Annotated in this window: 17 protein-coding genes; 10 read left to right on the forward strand and 7 right to left on the reverse strand. The window is 61.3% G+C overall.

What is annotated here, in order from left to right:
- The coding region (locus tag QOC89_RS14395) for a serine/threonine protein kinase (protein WP_323045624.1) at positions 1–2,125 on the reverse strand (2,125 nt) is incomplete at its 3' end.
- A 416-nt stretch (positions 2,126–2,541) separates the two neighbouring features.
- Here QOC89_RS14395 and QOC89_RS14400 point away from each other — a divergent pair.
- From QOC89_RS14400 to QOC89_RS14435, 8 genes are all read left to right on the forward strand, one after another.
- Complete coding sequence (locus QOC89_RS14400) at positions 2,542–2,817, forward strand: hypothetical protein (RefSeq protein ID WP_323045625.1); 276 nt, start codon at positions 2,542–2,544, stop codon at positions 2,815–2,817.
- Positions 2,818–2,914: 97 nt separating this feature from the next.
- Positions 2,915–3,199, forward strand: coding sequence for a hypothetical protein (locus QOC89_RS14405; protein WP_323045626.1), 285 nt, complete (start codon positions 2,915–2,917; stop codon positions 3,197–3,199).
- A gap of 183 nt (positions 3,200–3,382) precedes the next feature.
- Positions 3,383–3,613, forward strand: a complete 231-nt coding sequence (locus QOC89_RS14410) for a hypothetical protein (protein ID WP_323045627.1) — start codon at positions 3,383–3,385, stop codon at positions 3,611–3,613.
- A gap of 505 nt (positions 3,614–4,118) precedes the next feature.
- Positions 4,119–4,403, forward strand: coding sequence for a DUF3303 domain-containing protein (locus QOC89_RS14415; protein WP_323045628.1), 285 nt, complete (start codon positions 4,119–4,121; stop codon positions 4,401–4,403).
- Positions 4,404–4,434: 31 nt separating this feature from the next.
- A complete protein-coding gene (locus tag QOC89_RS14420; protein ID WP_323045629.1) occupies positions 4,435–6,072 on the forward strand; it encodes an MFS transporter in 1,638 nt (545 codons plus the stop codon).
- Between the two features lie 194 nt (positions 6,073–6,266).
- A complete protein-coding gene (locus tag QOC89_RS14425) occupies positions 6,267–6,647 on the forward strand; it encodes a hypothetical protein (RefSeq protein WP_323045630.1) in 381 nt (126 codons plus the stop codon).
- A gap of 672 nt (positions 6,648–7,319) precedes the next feature.
- On the forward strand, positions 7,320–7,475 hold the full coding sequence (locus tag QOC89_RS14430) for a DUF3309 family protein (RefSeq protein WP_201073954.1): 156 nt from the start codon (positions 7,320–7,322) through the stop codon (positions 7,473–7,475).
- Positions 7,476–7,631: 156 nt separating this feature from the next.
- The gene (locus QOC89_RS14435; RefSeq protein ID WP_323045631.1) at positions 7,632–8,432 is read left to right on the forward strand and encodes an SDR family oxidoreductase; all 801 of its coding nucleotides are present in this window, start codon (positions 7,632–7,634) and stop codon (positions 8,430–8,432) included.
- Here QOC89_RS14435 and QOC89_RS14440 read toward each other — a convergent pair.
- The 4 genes from QOC89_RS14440 to QOC89_RS14455 form a co-directional block, all read right to left on the reverse strand.
- A complete protein-coding gene (locus QOC89_RS14440) occupies positions 8,429–9,838 on the reverse strand; it encodes a four-carbon acid sugar kinase family protein (protein WP_323045632.1) in 1,410 nt (469 codons plus the stop codon). The two genes, QOC89_RS14435 and QOC89_RS14440, sit on opposite strands and share 4 nt — an antisense overlap.
- Positions 9,839–9,861: 23 nt before the next feature.
- Positions 9,862–10,020, reverse strand: coding sequence for a hypothetical protein (locus QOC89_RS14445; RefSeq protein WP_323045633.1), 159 nt, complete (start codon positions 10,018–10,020; stop codon positions 9,862–9,864).
- A complete protein-coding gene (locus QOC89_RS14450) occupies positions 10,017–10,556 on the reverse strand; it encodes a VOC family protein (protein ID WP_179740443.1) in 540 nt (179 codons plus the stop codon). The genes QOC89_RS14445 and QOC89_RS14450 overlap by 4 nt, the downstream gene beginning before the upstream one ends.
- 103 nt (positions 10,557–10,659) lie before the next feature.
- Positions 10,660–12,369 carry a TRAP transporter large permease subunit gene (locus QOC89_RS14455; protein WP_323045634.1) on the reverse strand — a complete coding sequence of 570 codons (1,710 nt, stop codon included), beginning with the start codon at positions 12,367–12,369 and terminating at the stop codon, positions 10,660–10,662.
- On the opposite strand from QOC89_RS14455, the gene QOC89_RS14460 reads away from it, so the two are divergent.
- Positions 12,368–12,694: a substrate-binding domain-containing protein gene (locus tag QOC89_RS14460; RefSeq protein ID WP_416340405.1), complete on the forward strand. Its 327-nt coding sequence runs from the start codon at positions 12,368–12,370 to the stop codon at positions 12,692–12,694. The two genes, QOC89_RS14455 and QOC89_RS14460, sit on opposite strands and share 2 nt — an antisense overlap.
- 713 nt (positions 12,695–13,407) lie before the next feature.
- Positions 13,408–13,881, forward strand: a complete 474-nt coding sequence (locus QOC89_RS14465) for an Lrp/AsnC family transcriptional regulator (RefSeq protein WP_179740439.1) — start codon at positions 13,408–13,410, stop codon at positions 13,879–13,881.
- 130 nt (positions 13,882–14,011) lie between these two features.
- Here the strand turns inward: QOC89_RS14465 and QOC89_RS14470 are convergent, their stop codons facing one another.
- Positions 14,012–15,157: an alpha-hydroxy acid oxidase gene (locus QOC89_RS14470; protein WP_323045635.1), complete on the reverse strand. Its 1,146-nt coding sequence runs from the start codon at positions 15,155–15,157 to the stop codon at positions 14,012–14,014.
- Between the two features lie 119 nt (positions 15,158–15,276).
- The gene (locus QOC89_RS14475; protein ID WP_323045636.1) at positions 15,277–16,524 is read right to left on the reverse strand and encodes a YbfB/YjiJ family MFS transporter; all 1,248 of its coding nucleotides are present in this window, start codon (positions 16,522–16,524) and stop codon (positions 15,277–15,279) included.
- Between the last annotated feature and the right edge of the window lie 522 nt (positions 16,525–17,046).

A 17,046-nucleotide genomic window follows, 5' to 3' on the forward strand; every position in this document is an offset into this window, starting at 1 on the left:
CGAATTTGCCGGCAATCTGCGTGAGCCGCGTCTCCAGCGCACGCAGATAATCGGCACGTGATTCGCTTTCGGGCCGCGGCTTGTCGAATAGCGGCGCCGGCGTGATCAACAACACCACCATCTCCGATCCAAACGGCTTCGAAATGATCCAGTCGCCCGCGCTGCCGATCGTGGCCGCGTAGTGCGGGGGCGCCTGATTGTCCTTCGCACGGGGGCTCGGCACCATGTGCACGACGCTGCCGTCGAGTTGGTAGTAGTCGAGATTCACGTACGAGTCGTAAGGGGGCGTGGTCACGTCGACAACCAGCGGATCGCCTTCGCTCAACTGCCCGCCGGGCGGACGCACATGCAGCGACGCAACATGGCCTGCTTGCCAGTTGCGGGTCCAATAAGGGGCGAGCGCTTTGATCGTTGCGCATTTGTCGTCGGCGAGCGGCTCCACCTGGAGCGATAGCGCATCGACGCCCGGCAATGCCGTCAGCGTGTCCTTCAGGCGCGCTGCACCGTAGCGTTGCGAAACGTAGCCGCGCACCGCCAACGTGTGGTCCTGGGTCGAAGCAGATAGCGCCGAGCACGGTACTTGTGCCAGCACCGGTGCAACCGTCGCCAGGGTAAGGGCGGGTTTGGGCGCGGGCGGAGTGGGCGTCTGCGCTACCGGTGGCGCTACCGGTGGCGCTATCTGCGGCGCTACAGGCGCGGTGGGCACCGCTGTTGGCCCAGCGGAGGCGGACTGCTCAGGCGAGCTCGCCACCGCCGCGGCAGCCACCGGAGACGACGACGCAGAGACCGTTTGATCCGCCGACGCCTCGGACGTCGCCGCAGCCGGCGGCGTGCCACTTTGTCGATTCGGCGCCGAGCGCAACGCAAACACGCCGACGGCCGCGGCACACACCACAGCAAAACTTGCGAACCCTACCTTGACCAGGGCACCCGATTTCTCCGCGCGCGCTTCGTTGTCGAACTCAGCGATGAAGCGCACGACACTCGGCATGCGCGTATCGCGATCGAACGAAAGCGCAGTGCGCAGCGCGCGCCACTGTTTGGCATCGAGATTGGGTGGACGCTGAAGTTTGAAGTCGGCATTGCGGGCCTGCGTCGCCGATAGCCGGTCGAACGGATGATGGCCCGTCAACAACTCGTAGGTGATGCAGCCGAGCGCGTAGATGTCGTCGCGCGGGTCCGGCTCGCGGTGTTCGATCATCTCCGGGCTCGCGTACGCAGGCGTCAACGCGCCCAGACTGCCGGGGTCGAAGACAGTTGCGTCGCTCTCCTCCTCCGGCCGCTGGAACACACGGGCGATGCCGAAGTCGATCACCTTCACTTCCGCATTCGTCGTGAGAAAGACGTTGGCGGGCTTGAAGTCGCAATGCACGAAGCCGTGTTCGTGCGCATAGGCGAGCGCGTTGCACATGCCTCGCACAATCGGCAGCGCGGCGCGAACCGGCATGCCCTTATAGCCGGGCGTGCGCAATAGCTGGCTGAGCGGCTTGCCGGTGAGGTACTCCATCGTCAGGTAGACGATCGGTCCGTCACGATCGAAGTCGTACACCGTGATGATGTTGCGGTGCGCGAGCACCTGCGCCTTGCGCGCCTCGCGCTGCAGCGCGACGAGTGAATTCGGGTTGCCGCGGAACTGGACGTTGAGCACCTTGATCGCGACATACGGTTTGCGATCCGACGCTTCGAGCTTGCGCATATCGAGCGCCTTATACACGGTGCCCATTCCACCGACGCCCAGACACTCCTCGAGGACGAAGCGGTTATTCAGCGTGTCACCGGTGCCTTTGATCTGATCCTGACCGGCTGTGCCGGCAGCGCTCGCGGCACCGGCCGAGCTTGCCGAGCTTGCCGAATGTACTGGCGGTATCTCAACGGTGGTCTGAATGCCGGTTTCTTCGCCGCCGGCCGCCACGTTCGAGACGCGCAACTGTTCGATACGCCGCCGCACTTCGGCGTAGAGATCGTCGGGCAGAGGGGCTTTGCGATGCGCTACGCCGAGCATTTCCAGCAGCTGCGTTGGACCGAGTCCTTCGGTCGTCAACGTGCTGTCGAGTTGAGCGACGAACTCGTCACGTGACAGCTCGCCGTTCTGATAGTCGCGAATCACATGCGCAAGGCTAGCCATTTGTGCGAAGCGTCCCCGCTGCCGTTGGGCCGCATCGCATGCAACCGGCAACCCTCGGGCTGATAGAAAACCTGTCGTAATCAGTTACATGTGCCGCTTCGATACTAGCTCCCGACCCGCGCTTTCGCAAACCAGGATTGGCCCGCTGCGTGCATACCCCGCGAGTGTCTTGCGACATCCAACAGAATCCGGCGCGTTGTTGGGTACGTGCCGCCAGGCTCTGATGGTGTGCTGGTGGCTGGATTGCGGATCCAACGCTGCGACGCGAGGTGAAAGCCTTGCGCATCAAGCCTCCAGAAACTTTCTTAGGAGCCACGAATAAACCTGGCATAGCCCATGCATTAGTGACACTCGAGCAGACAAGATGCTCGAACCCAATCGCAACACTGTGATGTTCCCCTTCCAGGAGATTTACCATGAACACGCTGATGATCAAAGACCTGTCCATCACCGAACAACTCGACAGCAAGGCGATGAGCGCCGTGCGCGGCGGCCACGGCTATCCGACCTCGTCGTACTTCAACTTCAGCCCGGTGGTCGCGCCGAACAACAGCAAGCATGTCGACGCCACGCAGTTGATCAGCAACGCAGTGAATGTGCAGAACGCCAACGGCAACAACGTCGCGTTCGCGGCTGGCATCGATAGCTCGATCGTTCCCTGCATCACGTCGAGCAACAACATCCACGTTTAAAGCCTGATAAGCCTGATTCAGCGAAGTGGACGGCCGCCCGGCCATCTCCACTTCGCTTCGATCACGCCCGTCTTCCGCGCACCTTTGGAGAATCACCATGTCATCCCTCATGATTCGCGATCTGTCCCGCACCCGCGAGCTCGATCATCGCGCAATGTCGGCGGTGGCCGGCGGCACCGGCAGCAACGTGCCCGGTTTGCCGTCGGTAGGCGGCCTTGGCGGCATTGCCAATGTCAACGTCTCGGTCGTCCAGAACCTCAGCCAGATTCAAACCGTCAACGTCGCCGCACTCAACAACATCGGCGTGATCGGCGCGGGCTTCGCACCGTTGAAGCTGAATGTCAGCCCGTCGCTTTGGGGCGCCAATTACGCCAACGTTTAACGGCATGCAGTAGCGCGGAGGCGGGGGCTTCCCTATTGCCGCCTGTCCACTTCCAACAGGCGAGCTGCGAACAGATTTCCTATACTGATAGTGCGACGAGACCTCAACACATTTAACGACACACCCGGGCGGCGGCTGGAGAATCACACCAGCCGCCGCCTCGGTCTTTCCCCCGGAGCGGTCATGGCAAATCTCCTCATCAAGGACCTTACTGACAGCGTCGAACTCGACCGCCAGGCGATGGCCGCTATCGTTGGCGGCGCACGAATCGGTGTGCATGCTGTGAGCGTCGCCGTACAGGTAGCGCCCGGTTCCGCGCGCGTCGTCGAATACCCACCGGGTTTTCCCGCAGCGCGTCAGGCTATTGCCGGTGCACCCGCTACTGCAGTGCCGCGCAATTTGCCGCGCCGCTAGAGCCGGATTCGGACACTCGAAACAACAGTAACTACAACGGCACGCGTTCAACACGCGTGCCGTTTGCGTTTGATGTACTTGACGCGTTCTCGCTTGTTCGGTTTGCCATCCGCATGCGCGCCGGTCGTGCCGGCGCATTGTGCGGCGCGCTTCAAGACCGATCGACATCCCCATTTTCGACAGCCGCATAAAAAGCTCCTTTCTATAGGACGCGCGAGATGGCCGGAATTGGAAACAGACGTGCCGTCATGCTCTCCCAGCGACGCGCAGTGTTCAATTGGCCTGGTGAATGTCCGCACGGGGCGACGTTGATGACCGTGCGCTCACCTATGCTGTTTAGGACGCCACGTGGTTTTATGCCGTCCGCGGATAGCGCACGTGCTAACCGGACAGCATGCTGGCGCAAAAGTGTTCAAGGCGCGAGGCAAGCCAATGCGTCTTACGGCACTGAGGACGATTGCAGCGCGCCACGAGCCGGCATCGCCGATCCAACTGGAGACATGCAATGAAATTCATCGTGCAATGGAATGGCCTGCCTACTACGGAAAACTCCGTCATCGAGCGCTTTATGAAAACCGGCGGCCAGCCGCCTGAAGGTGTCAAAATGCTGGGGCGCTGGCACGCGATCGGCGGACTGCATGGCGTTTCGATCGTCGAAGCGGACGATACGCGAGGACTCGCGGCGATGGCGCTCGAATGGGGCGATTTACTGACGATGAGCATCTTCCCGGCGTTGACCGACGAGGATCTCGGCGCGGCATTGGGCGCGCATCAGGCGGCCGGCAAGTAAGTGGATGCATCAGCGCGCAAAGTGGACTGCCATGACTCCGGGTCTCGACGCGCCTCTACCCGGCGGACAATTGCTGCCGTTTCGCGAGTCATTGCTGGCGATGCTCGGTGTCGCCTTCGTCTCGATGCTGGTGGCGCTCGATCAAACTATTGTGGGTACCGCGCTGCCGCGCATCGTCGCCGATCTAAAGGGCTTCGATCTGTACGCATGGGTCGCGACGGCGTACATGCTGGCTTCGGTGATCACGATTCCGATCTTCGGGCGGCTGGGTGATCTGTTCGGGCGCAAGCCGTTTCTGATCGCCGCGATTCTGTTGTTTACCGGCGCGTCGGTATTGTGCGGCCTCGCCACCAGCATGCTGCTACTGGTGGTTTCGCGCGGCCTGCAGGGGATCGGCGGCGGCATTCTGATCGGCACGGTGTTCGCCACCGTCGCCGATCTGTTCCCCAATCCGAAGCTGCGGTTGCGTTGGCTCGTGTTCGTGACGTCCGCATTCGGCGTCGCCAATATGGTCGGGCCGACGCTCGGGGGCATGCTCACGCAATACGGCGGCTGGCGGCTGGTGTTTTTTGTCAATGTGCCGGTTGGCCTCGCGTCGCTGCTGTTCGTGCAGCGGTTCTTGCCGCCGCTGCATCATCTGCGGCGTAAAGGCCCGATACGACTCGATTGGCTCGGCGCGTTCGTGATTGCGGTCACCTTCGGCTCACTCCAGTTACTGATCGAGTTGTTTCCGAAGTACGGGGTCGACACGATAACGATCGTGCTTGCAGTCGTCGCGGCGAGTTTTGCAATGACGCTGTGGTTGTGGGAGCGGCGAATCGCGTACCCGATCATTCCAGTGGATATGCTGCTGAACCGCAAGCTCTCCGCACTCTTTGCGATGTCAGTGCTCGGCGGTTTCGCGCTGTTTTCGCTGGTGTTTTACGTGCCGCTGTTGTTTCAGGGCGGCTATGCGATGTCTGCGCACGATTCGGGCATGCTGATTACACCGCTATTGCTGGGCACGACAGTGGGCAGCGTCTTGAACAATCGTATCGTCACACGGATTCGTCGCGCGAACGGCATCATGTATGTCGGGTTTGCGCTGTCCGCGTTGGCGTGTTTGAGCGTGGTCGTACTCAGAGGGACCGAGCCGCATCTGGTGTGGATGTCGTGCATGGGCCTCAGTGGGCTCGGACTGGGTCTGGTGGCGACCAGCCTGACGGTCTGTTCGCAACAGATCGTGCCGCGCGATCAGCTTGGCGCGGCAACGGCTTTGCTGCAATCGCTGCGGACGTTTGGTGGAATGCTGGGCACAGTGATGACGGGTGCGCTGCTCGGGCATCTCTACACGCAGGGTGTGCATCGCTCTCTCGCGTCGTATCAGGCGACGCAGTGGTTCAAATCGTTTGCGAGTCCCGAGCTGCTGGTGGACCGCGCGGAGCAGGCGGCGTTGATCAATCGTCTGGTGAGCGCCGGGCATGCGGGCGATGCGATGATGAATTCCGCGCGAGAATCACTGGTGGAGTCGATTCATATCGGCATTCTGGTGGCGGGCGCGGCTGCGTTGGTCGGGTTGTGTCTTGCGTGGTTTGTGCCGCCGGTGCGGATTGGTTATTTGGAAGTCGAGGTGGTGGGTGGTGGACAGGCGCAAGAGGATTCGCCGCCGTCGCGGGGGAAGGCGCTTTGAACTATGTCTGACTTTGTTGCTCGGGTTAGCTGCGTCTCGGGGTTTGGAGGTACTCACTTGCGCCGTTTGACGCGTGCCAGACCGGAGCGATCTCGCGAGTAGAAGGCCGTTATTGATAACCCGGAAAAGTACCCATTGAAATCCCGGCGTAATCAAAATATCCCTGAAATCAAGGCAAATTCCAAGCGCCGTCCATGCGAAATTCGGTCGAAAACCTTGACCCGGCGATTCTGATTTCTTACTATAAGCGTCGACGTTTGCGCAGCCACCATGAACTCGTTGTCACTCAAAGCGCACACAGAAAAACAAAACTGAACATCGAGGTTTTTCGGGGCTCTCGCATGAATATGGATGAAGACATCGCGCACGTCGCGCGTGTGATGGCGCCGTCGCTGCGCGCCTTTCGTGGTGAACCTGTGCTGGCGCCCGCTTATTGGCGAAAGCGGTTGCAACGCATACAGGATGAGTTTCCGCTGACTGCGATGCAGACGTTTCAGATCAAGCATTTGCTGGGGGAGTTGGATCGGTTTGAGGCGGAGCGGGGGACCATGTCATCTTCCGCGAGCCCATCATGAGGATTGGCGCCTCGATTGAAAGAATCTCTTGAGGTTAGGCTCGATCCCACCAGGGCCGGACCTATGAATCGGACGACTCAAAAAGCACTTTGCCCGTCGTGAAGGCCGTCAGCATAGCTCTTAAGCTGGCGCCATCAGAGGACGGGCAAAGCTGCGAATACTCACAAAAAACACTAGAAACCCATCCAAAACCTCTAGGGCTTTGTGATTCGGTAGAACATGTTGAATCCGATCCGGAATGACCGATATGTCACCGGTAGCGCAGCTAACGCGTCACCAACATCGCGGTAGTCAAAACCAAAGTGCGTGCCCCATCCACGTCGCGCACAATCCCTGAAGGCGCTCATTCTTCGGCCGGTCAGTAGAGACGTGAGGTAGGCCTTGAGGCTCACCCGTTGCTCATTATTGGCAAGTTCGTCCAAATTGTAGCCGTATAGCTTGTCGGATATAGGTTTTTCCCGCGTTCGCTCTGCTTCAGCAACGCGGAGAAAACGGCGAAATCGTGTTCGGTAACGCGCTCGCTACGTAACACCGCCCGTAACGGACGAGCCTGGGCACACGGCTTGCTCACTCCCAGGACATCGATACTGCCTTTTCGCAAGCACGCCTCGGCGCGCACTGCATGGCTGTCGTGACAGGCAGGTCCTATCAACCCAAGCGGAGGTTATTTATATGTTGGGAACTATTCTTCTGATTGTGCTGATCCTTCTCCTCATCGGTGCGTTTCCGACGTGGCCGCATAGCCGTTCATGGGGTTATGCGCCGACTGGCGGTATTGGCATCGTGGTGATCGTCGTGATTGTGCTGGTCGTCGCAGGCGTGATATAGCTGGACTGAGGTGCTCGCTTCAGCAGATCGAACCGAGCCGGCCGCCGGATATGGATGCAGTTCCCTGCATCGATATCCGGCGGCCTCGTTATGTCAGTAGTGATCGGGGCCGGACAGCAGTCGATCGACAATCGCGTCGTTACGCGGGAGAGCGGAATGGAAAAGTTACTTGACGATCAGGTCGCTTTGATCACAGGCGCCAGTTCAGGCATCGGTTCCGGCGTTGCGCAAGCGCTGGCGAATGCGGGCGCGGCCGTGGTGCTGAACTACCATTCGCATGGCGAAGCGGCGGAAGCGCTCGCCGATAAGATCGGCAAAGCGGGTGGTAGAGCGATCGCCGTGCAAGCCGACGTGGCCGATCCTGCTCAGGTCGAAAAGATGTTCGACGTGTGCCGCAAACAGTTCGAGAGCGTCGATATTGTCATCGCCAATTCCGGTGTTCAGAAAGACAATGCGTTCACCGATATGACGCTCGATGATTGGAAAGCCGTTCTGGCGACCAATCTCACCGGCCAGTTCCTGACGACCCAGGCAGCCGTGAAAGAGTTTCGGCGACGTGGGCCGCGGCCTGTTTCCAAAGCGCTTGGAAAAATCATCTGCATGAGTTCAGTGCACGAATTGATCCCTTGGGGTGGTCACGTGAATTACGCAGCGTCCAAAGGCGGCATTCAGATGTTCATGAAGTCACTGGCACAAGAGGTCGCGCCCGAGCGCATTCGCGTGAATTCCATTGCACCCGGCGCGATCCGTACACCGATCAACAAGGATGCGTGGGATACGGAGGCCGCGCTCGATAAACTGTTGAAGCTGATTCCCTATGGGCGCATGGGCGAAACCGAGGATATCGGCAAAGCCGCTGTCTGGCTCGCGTCGGATGAAAGCGACTACGTGGTGGGCACGACGCTATTCGTCGACGGCGGCATGACGCTATACCCGGGCTTTGCCGACAATGGTTAGTGCTTGTCTGCCTCATCGCGGGCATGACCATTCAGCAGTTCCTCGAACAGGTTGGCATCGCCCATTTGGCCGCCCTTGAGCATGATTTCCATGCCGTCGAGTTCGCTGCTGTCGGCGTGCAGGCGGCACACCGTGACGCCCGCCGATAAGGGCGCGAAATACGACAACCCCCAGGCGTCGAGTGCGCGGATGGCGAAACTCGACGTGTCGCCCCCTGCAATCCCGATGCGCTGCAATCTCACCTTGCCGAGTACCTCTCGCAGCAACGAGGCGCACGTATGGGCGAGTTGCGGCAGGGCACGGCGTGCTTCGCCTTCGGCTTTGGCCGCGTCAGTCACGTCAGTTGCATCGGCTGCATGCACCGCACGACGCGTCGTGAAAGCGAGCACGTTGCGTCCATCACGCAACGGGCCGACGATTGCGGCAACACGCGCGGCCAGATAGTCCGCTGCACCTTCGCCCGTCATTTTCAATGGGTCAAGTTCCACGCGCAAATAAGACTGCGCCGCGGCAATCTGCACTTCGGTCAACGGCGAAAGACTGCCGGCCAGCACGAACACCGGTCCGCGCGCGCGAGCCAGCGACACGGGCGCAACGTTGACTTCTCCCCGTTCACCCGCCTCGTTGAGCGCACTCGCATAAGCCTGCGCCACACTGCTCGCACCAACCGCGAGCAACGGCGCCTGCGAGTTGGCATGACGAGAAATCACCCGTCCAATCGCGCGCAAATGCGAGTCGTCGAGCACATCGAATAGCACGGCATCCGGTTTCGATTCGAGCCGGCTATCCAACTCCGTTTGCAGCATCGTGTCGTCGTCCGCATAGCAACGCCAGTCGATCGATTGCACGTTCTCCAGCCCTTGACGCTGTAAATGAATGCGCAAGTCCGCCTCATTCATCGGCGTGACGGGATGACGGCTCATGGTCGGATGACGGTCGATCCTGTAGATCGACTGTCGATGATCGTCCGCGCCCGCCGCCGCGAACAGTTCGCCGAACACGCAATAGCGGCGCAGATTCGGTTGACCGCCCACCACCGCGACCAACGGATTCGCGCAGTACTCGCGCAACGTGCGAATCGCCACGCCTATGCTGCCGGTCTGCGGCGCGCTATCGAAAGTCGAGCACACCTTGTAGTGCATCACGCTCACGCCTAGCGCGGCGAATGCGGCCCCCACGCGCGCCAGTTCCTGCTGCTGCACCTGCGGCGGCATGGTCCGCGCGGCGCCCGCAATGCCCACCGCGTCGAGCCGGCCCAGCAGCGACAGCCGTGCGGCATCCGGTGGCGCGAACAGCAGCATGGTGCGCAAACCGGCGCGGGCGAGATGAGCGAGCGTATCGGTCGCGCCGGTAAAGTCGTCACCGTAGAAGCCATAGGCAGGGCCGTCGCCGCTGATGTCACGCATGCCACTCGCCTCCTGTATCTCGCTCACGTGCGGCCACCGAAAAATTCCAACGCACGGCGCAGTTCCGGATTGTGCTCGGCGTAGACCGCCAGCGGCGTGCGTGCCTGCACGGCCTCCCAAATCAGATAGTCGGCTTCGAGGCAATCGTGGTTGACAGCCTGCCGTTGCAGCGTGGCGTTCATAGCGCGCTCAGATCAGGAAAGCGGCGCACTGGATCACGACCATCCCAATCGAGCGAGGCCGCATGGATCATGTCGAACAGTTTGCCTTTCGGTCCGGCGATTTCCGACAACTCGATCACCGTACCCGGATGATTTTCCGTGTCGAAGTAGACGAAGCGGCCGTTGCGCCCGACTTCACCGCTCATGGCGACCTTGAAACCTTGCTCCTGCAAACGGGCAAGGTCCGCGTCGAATGAAGTGGTCCAATACGCGTTGTGCTGCAAACCGGTGTTGCCCGCGGCGAGAAAGTCGCGATACATGGAAGGCGCATCGTTGCGCGTCTGGATCAGTTCGACCTGCAGCGGTCCTGAGTTCGCCAGCGCCACCGAGTTATGCACGTCATACGATTGCCCGCGGTACGTGTAATTCTCGATCGGCACGCGTTCGTTGTAGAACCACGGACCCACACCGAGCACCCGGCTCCAATAGTCCATGGCGGCCTCGATATCGCGCACTACGTATCCGGCCTGGCGGATCTCGCCAAAGAAACGACTCATGAAACTCTCCCGATGCTGCCAGTTTTAAAAGACGAGCGACGCCCCGGCGCAGCGGGAACGCAGCGCCCGGATGTCGAACCCGTGAAGAGACTTAAAAGAAACCTTAGAGAAAACCGATAGAAATCCAGGGAATCGCCGCGACCAGAATCAGGCCGACAATCAACGCGCCCATATAGCCGACAATCGGACGAATGCCCGCATCGGGATTAACCTTGCTGATCGCGCACGCCGAGTAGTAGCCAACGCCGAACGGCGGTGAGAAAAGACCGACGCCCATCGAGAGGATCACGACGATCGCGTAGTGCACTTCATTGACGCCGGCGAGTCGTGCGATCGGAAACAGCAGCGGTCCGAACAGCACGATGGCGGGGATGCCTTCGAGCACACTGCCGAGCATCACGAACACGACGATCGACACCGCCAGAAAGCCATACGCGCCGCCCGGCATCGAACCCATCAATTGCGCGAGGTCCTGCGAGAAGCCGGATTGCGTGAGCGCCCACGCCATAGCCGTCGCGCATCCGATGATGAACAGGATCGCGCCCGACAAGGTCGCCGCATCCACCAGCATGCGGCCAAGGCGCTTCCATTCGAAGCGCCGGTACACCAGGAGCCCGATCACCATTGCATACGCAATACCGATGGTCGACACTTCGGTCGCCGTGGCCACGCCTTCGACCACCGCCATTCTGATCACGAACGGCAACGCCAGCGCCGGCAGCGACACGAGGAACAGTCGACCGATCTGCCGCTTGCTGAAGCGTTGTGCGCCGCTCAGGTCCTCCTTGCGATAGCGCCACCACACCACCACGCAAAGAATCAACGCGAGCACCGCGCCCGGCAGCATCCCGGCGGTGAAGAGCGCGGAGATCGACAGGCCGGTCACCGAGCCGATCGTAATCAGCACGATGCTCGGCGGGATCGTTTCGCTTTGCGCGCCAGTGGTCGCAAGCAATGCGACCAGATCGCCTTCCGACGCGCCGCGTTTTTTCATTTCGGGGAACAGCACCGGCGCGATCGCCGCCATGTCCGCGACTTTCGAACCGGAGATGCCCGACACCAGATACATCGCGCCGATCAGCACGAACGACAAACCGCCGTGCACGTGACCGACGAGACTCGCGAGAAACTCGATCATCGCGCGCGCCATGCCGGTCATTTCGATCAGCAAGCCGAGAAACACGAACAAGGGGACCGCCAGCAACACCAGATGCGACATCCCTTCGTCCATGCGGCCGACCATCACTTCGAGCGGCGTGAAGGTCGAGAGGCCGAGATAGCCGAACGTGGCGAGCGCGAAAGAAAAGCCGATAGGTACGCCCGAAAAAATACCGATCGCGACCACGCCGACGAAGAAGATCACCAGATTGGCCTTACCGAGCGTCTGGAACCACGGGGCGCCGAACACCGCCACCACGCCTAGCAGTGCGGCAATCCCGAGCACGATCAGCACATCGCGCACTCGACTCACTTGCGCGAGACGGATCAGGCCAACGATCAACATGAGTGCGGCACCGATCGGCAACGCGAGCGCGCGCCATGCGTTGCTGATCTCCAGCGCGGGCGTGACGATCGCCGCCTCGCCGGACGCGTAGTCGTACGCGGGGCCGATCAACAGCGCGAGCAATGCAACCGATGCGGCAATCGCGAGGGTATCGACAAACGCGCGGCGCTCCGGCGAAAGACGGCTGACGAAAGCCGTCATCCGCATATGTTCGCCGCGCCGCAGCGCGAGCACGGCGCCGAGCATGGCGAGCCACAGGAACAGAATCCCCGCGAGTTCGTCCGACCACACCAGCGGCGGGTGCAACATGCTGTTCCAGCAGCTTGCGCGTCTGCGCATAGTTACGCCCGATCTCGCGGGGATTTACAACAGTGGTGGCGGATCAGACGGCGTCGCTCGCGCGATTGCCGAGGCACGCTCCGAGCAGAAGATTCTGTTTGTCGGACACGGCTTGACGCCTGACACAAGGGCGTTGCTGATCGACGGAACCATGGATGCATTGATCACACAAACACCGCAGGCCATGGTGGGGAATTGTTTACGGATTTTCCGCAACGTACGGGAAAAACGCGATGCGATGAGTGATGTGAAGCCGGTGCAGTTCAGTATTGTGCTGAGGGAGAATTTGCCTTGATGCGCGAGGCTTTCGGCCTCTTTAGCAAGTGCGCGGCGGTGAGCAGGTAACGTCAGGCACGCCGGATGCTGAATCACCATCGTATTCAAACCTCGATACGAAAGGAGATCACATCATGCCTTATCTTCTCGGCTGGCTTCTTGGCGTCCCGCTGATCGTACTGGTGATCCTGTACCTCATTTTCCACTGATCCTTTGCAATATCAGCAGTTCAGCTGAACGTCATTGCGCGCGGTGCCGCCTGTTCCGGCGACCGCGCGTTCCAACGACGCCCGCGCTCGTGGGTGTCTTCTTGCGCTCGCTTTCCTTATCCTTGCATCCGCGCCCTTCGCGCGCCGGCGCGCCCGCCTTTCCGGCGCTACTGCGCTCATTCGATCGTTCGAAGACGACATACGGACGGTGGATACACACGAGCATTCGGTCAGGAAAATGCTCCATGCCCGGCGAGCGCGACTCCCGGCGTGGGTAACGCCGGAATTCGCCCGCGTGCCGCCTTCCTGTGAAGGCAGCGAGACACCAGTTGGCAGCTTATGGCCGCGTCAGACCGCAGGCCCGAAGCCGGCGGCCCGGACGGTTGTCCCGGGCACGAATGCACGCTGAAAATATACCTGGGCGCAGGCTGGATTTGCTTCTTAAAGCAATCCACCGGCTCATCAATTTCGGAACGAACTTCGTTTAGAATGGCATTTTCCAGAATAAACTTCCGAGAACGCCGTGACCACCCGAAATCGCCCACTCGACAACCAGGATCGGAAGATCATGCGCGAATTGCAGAAGAACGCGCGCCTGAGTAACGCCGAGCTTGCCGAACTGGTTGGCATGTCGACCACCGCGTGCTGGAATCGCACGCGTCAATTGGAAACCGAGGGATATATTCGCGGCTATGTTGCGTTGCTCGATCAGCAGAAGCTGGGCTTCGCCGACGTGGTATTGCTCGAGGTCACGCTCGACCGCCACGACGACGACGCCCTGGCCCGCTTCGGCGCTGAACTGGCCACGTTGACTGAAGTGCTGGAGGCGTATCTGGTGTCGGGCGAGTACGACTACCTGGTCAAAGTGGCCGTTGACGGTACGGCCGGCTACGAGCGGTTTCTGCGCGAGAAGCTCTACAAGATCGCCGGCATCCGTCACAGCCGCTCGATGTTTGCGCTGCGGTGTATGAAGAGCATTCCGTCGGTGCAGATTTAGTACCGGGGCGCTTTCGGCATCGCCGCCGGCGGACCCTGGAACAAGCTAGTTCGACATCTACGAGCGCCTTGCAGGCAGCGTAGAAGCGGCTTGCCTGGGTAACCAGAATCCGCCGTCACGTGCCTGCCCTTCAGCGCCTGCCAGGCAGCAGGATCCGCTCGTCCACCTGGCGGATATCAGTGTGGCCGCAAAACGCCATGGTGATGTCCAATTCCTTCTGGATGATCTGCAGGCACTGCGTGACGCCCGCCTCTCCCATCGCACCCAGCCCATAGAGGAAGCTGCGGCCGATCAGCGTGCCTTTCGCGCCGAGCGCAACGGCTTTCAGCACGTCCTGACCACTGCGGATGCCGCCATCCATCCACACCTCGATGCGCGAGCCGACCTCGCGTGCGATCTCCGGGAGCGCCGAAATCGACGAGGGCGCGCCGTCGAGTTGACGCCCGCCGTGGTTGGAGACGATCAACGCGTCGGCGCCGCTGTCGGCGGCAAGGCGCGCGTCTTCGACATCCATGATGCCTTTCAGAATGAGTTTGCCGCCCCACAGCTTCTTGACCCATTCGACGTCCGCCCAGCTCAGCCCCGGATCGAACTGCTCGGCGGTCCACGAACTCAGCGACGACAGATCGCCCACGCCCTTCGCATGACCGACGATGTTGCCGAACGTGCGCCGCCGCGTGCCGAGCATGCCGAGGCACCAGCGCGGCTTGGTCGCGAGGTTCAGGAGGTTCGCCGGCGTCAATTTGGGCGGCGCCGACAGGCCGTTCTTGATGTCCTTGTGGCGTTGGCCGAGGATCTGCAAATCCAGCGTGAGCATCAAGGCGCTGCACCGCGCCGCGCGAGCGCGCTCGATCAATCGCACGATGAAATCGCGGTCGCGCATCATATATAGCTGGAACCAGAACGGCTTGCTGGTCTGGGCGGCAACGTCCTCGATCGAACAGATGCTCATCGTGGATAACGTGAACGGCACGCCGAACTTCTCCGCCGCGCGCGCCGCGAGGATTTCGCCGTCGGCGTGTTGCATGCCGGTCAGCCCCGTCGGCGCGAGCGCCACGGGCATGGCAGTCTCCTGACCGATCATTTCCGTGCGCGTGCTCCGGCCGGCCATGTTGACCGCCACGCGCTGGCGTAGCTGCAAGCGATGGAAGTCGCTTTCATTGGCGCGGTAGGTACTTTCGGTCCACGAGCCGCTGTCGGCGTAGTCGTAGAACATGCGCGGCACGCGCTGTTGGGCAAGTACGCGTAAATCTTCGATGCAGGTGATGGCAGGCACGGCTTCTCTCAGCGTAGGGAAGAAGCCGTGAGTGTACGTTCTTAAACGAGTCCGGCGGTATTCCTGGAATTCCTGGGGACAATTCAAAACGGCTTCGCAGGTGCCTTGCTGACGCCGGCTCAGACTCCGCGCAAAGGCTTCTGGCAAGCCGCCAGCACCGCGCCGGCCGCCAGCAGTAGTGCCGAATAGACCAGTCCACGTGCAAGACCGGCGCCATCCGAGACCCAGCCGATCACCATCGGCCCGACGATCTGTCCAAACGCAAACACGATCGTAAAGGCGCTGATGCCCTTGGCCCAATGACTTACCGGCAAATTGTGGCGCACAAAAGCCGTGGTCGACGCCACGGCCGAGAGAAACGTCGCGCCGAACAGCACGCCGGAGACAAACGCCACCCACGGCTGCGTGAACCACGCGGGCAGCAGCGTCGCCACCGCGAGCAAGGCGTTGAGGATCGCGAGCGCGTGGCCGCCGCGCATGCGGTCGAGCAAACCGCACCACAGCCGTGCCGATACAACGGTCGCTATGCCAAGCAACAGGTAGAAGCCCGTTACCACCACCGCGCTCATCCCCGCGTTGCGCAGCAGCGCGACGATGAACGTCATGTAGCCGATATAGCCGACCCCGAACAGGCCATAGCCTGCCAGCGCGAGACTGAAACGCGGCCAACGCGGTGCATCGGTTGGCTCGGAAGACTGCGTGGGGGAGCAACCCATCGCGTGCACGCTTTCGATTTTCCTCGCTGCGCCGATCGCGACGGCGGCGAACGCGGCGCATGCCGCCGCCAGGGCGAACCACGCAAACTGCCAGCCGTGCGCGACGTTGACAATCGTCAGCGGCACCAGCACGGATGAAGCAACGATGCCCCAACCGGTCCCGCCGTAATACAGGCCGAGCACGAGCCCCGCATCGGATGGTCTCGCCGACGCGAGCCGCGCCGCCAGCACGCCACCGCTGATGAAAACCGCCGCGCTGCTCGCGCCGGTCATCACGCGTAATACGAGTAGCGAATGGGTGTCGGCAAGCAGACCGCTGACGGCCATCAAAGCCGCAGTGGCGACGCAGCCGGCGCCGAACAACGCAGCAGCCGACCAGCGGCGCGCGAGTCGCGGAAACGCCAGTGCGCCCAGCAAATAGCCCAATGCATTGGCGGTGTTCATCGCGCCGGCCTGAGCGAAGCTCCAGCCGAGATCGAGTTTCATCGACGGCAACAGCAGCGCGTACGCGAAGCGCGCAAGACCCAGCGCGATTGCGCTGCCTAACGACAGGCCGGCGGCCAGCAGCAAAGTGGGGAGGCGCTGCGCCACTGCGGCGGAAGTTGAGGTGGACCCGGCGGTCCGTGCGGCGTCGAAAGATTTTGTGGACATTGGCTAGCTTGGATAAACAAGGATGCGGCAGGCTCGCTGCGGCATTTTCGCCATCATATCCGGGGACGCCTCGAGGGGTTGTCCGTTGGCTGCGGGTCGAATGCCGCGCCGCTTGACCGGCGGACCTCCCGAGCGCTCACGGGCCACCGGCCATTTGCCAGACATCGGACCGCCCCTGGATCATCCAGGCGATCCAGGTCGGTTCAATCTCCAGGTCAATGTTCTGCTAAATACAGCACGTAAATGCGAATGATTTGCATTTACGGGTAAATTCACGCATGATGAGGCCCGTGGCATCACACCGAACACCGAACACCGAACTCATGATTCCGCTAGCACGCCCTGACGCAGGCCTTGCGTCAGCGCATTCGCGGCGCAGCGACAAGCACTGGCCCCGACGCGGCACTCCGCCGATCAGGCGGGCGATTCATTGGACCATGTCCATTCAGGAGCAACCATGGATTTCCGCTCTCAGCACAGCAGCCGTCCCGAACTGGTCGACGATCACGTCACGGATACCGC

The organism is Paraburkholderia sp., assembly GCF_034668105.1.
Classification (GTDB): Bacteria; Pseudomonadota; Gammaproteobacteria; order Burkholderiales; family Burkholderiaceae; genus Paraburkholderia.

What these genes read in the sequence shown, in the direction of transcription:
- QOC89_RS14400 (WP_323045625.1), top strand. Translation starts at nt 2,542, where the DNA reads ATGAACACGCTGATGATCAAAGACCTGTCCATCACCGAACAACTCGAC.
- QOC89_RS14405 (WP_323045626.1), top strand. Translation starts at nt 2,915, where the DNA reads ATGTCATCCCTCATGATTCGCGATCTGTCCCGCACCCGCGAGCTCGAT.
- QOC89_RS14410 (WP_323045627.1), top strand. Translation starts at nt 3,383, where the DNA reads ATGGCAAATCTCCTCATCAAGGACCTTACTGACAGCGTCGAACTCGAC.
- QOC89_RS14415 (WP_323045628.1), top strand. Translation starts at nt 4,119, where the DNA reads ATGAAATTCATCGTGCAATGGAATGGCCTGCCTACTACGGAAAACTCC.
- QOC89_RS14420 (WP_323045629.1), top strand. Translation starts at nt 4,435, where the DNA reads ATGACTCCGGGTCTCGACGCGCCTCTACCCGGCGGACAATTGCTGCCG.
- QOC89_RS14425 (WP_323045630.1), top strand. Translation starts at nt 6,267, where the DNA reads ATGCGAAATTCGGTCGAAAACCTTGACCCGGCGATTCTGATTTCTTAC.
- QOC89_RS14430 (WP_201073954.1), top strand. Translation starts at nt 7,320, where the DNA reads ATGTTGGGAACTATTCTTCTGATTGTGCTGATCCTTCTCCTCATCGGT.
- QOC89_RS14435 (WP_323045631.1), top strand. Translation starts at nt 7,632, where the DNA reads ATGGAAAAGTTACTTGACGATCAGGTCGCTTTGATCACAGGCGCCAGT.
- QOC89_RS14440 (WP_323045632.1), bottom strand. Translation starts at nt 9,838, where the DNA reads ATGCGTGACATCAGCGGCGACGGCCCTGCCTATGGCTTCTACGGTGAC.
- QOC89_RS14445 (WP_323045633.1), bottom strand. Translation starts at nt 10,020, where the DNA reads ATGAACGCCACGCTGCAACGGCAGGCTGTCAACCACGATTGCCTCGAA.
- QOC89_RS14450 (WP_179740443.1), bottom strand. Translation starts at nt 10,556, where the DNA reads ATGAGTCGTTTCTTTGGCGAGATCCGCCAGGCCGGATACGTAGTGCGC.
- QOC89_RS14460 (WP_416340405.1), top strand. Translation starts at nt 12,368, where the DNA reads ATGCTGTTCCAGCAGCTTGCGCGTCTGCGCATAGTTACGCCCGATCTC.
- QOC89_RS14455 (WP_323045634.1), bottom strand. Translation starts at nt 12,369, where the DNA reads ATGTTGCACCCGCCGCTGGTGTGGTCGGACGAACTCGCGGGGATTCTG.
- QOC89_RS14475 (WP_323045636.1), bottom strand. Translation starts at nt 16,524, where the DNA reads ATGTCCACAAAATCTTTCGACGCCGCACGGACCGCCGGGTCCACCTCA.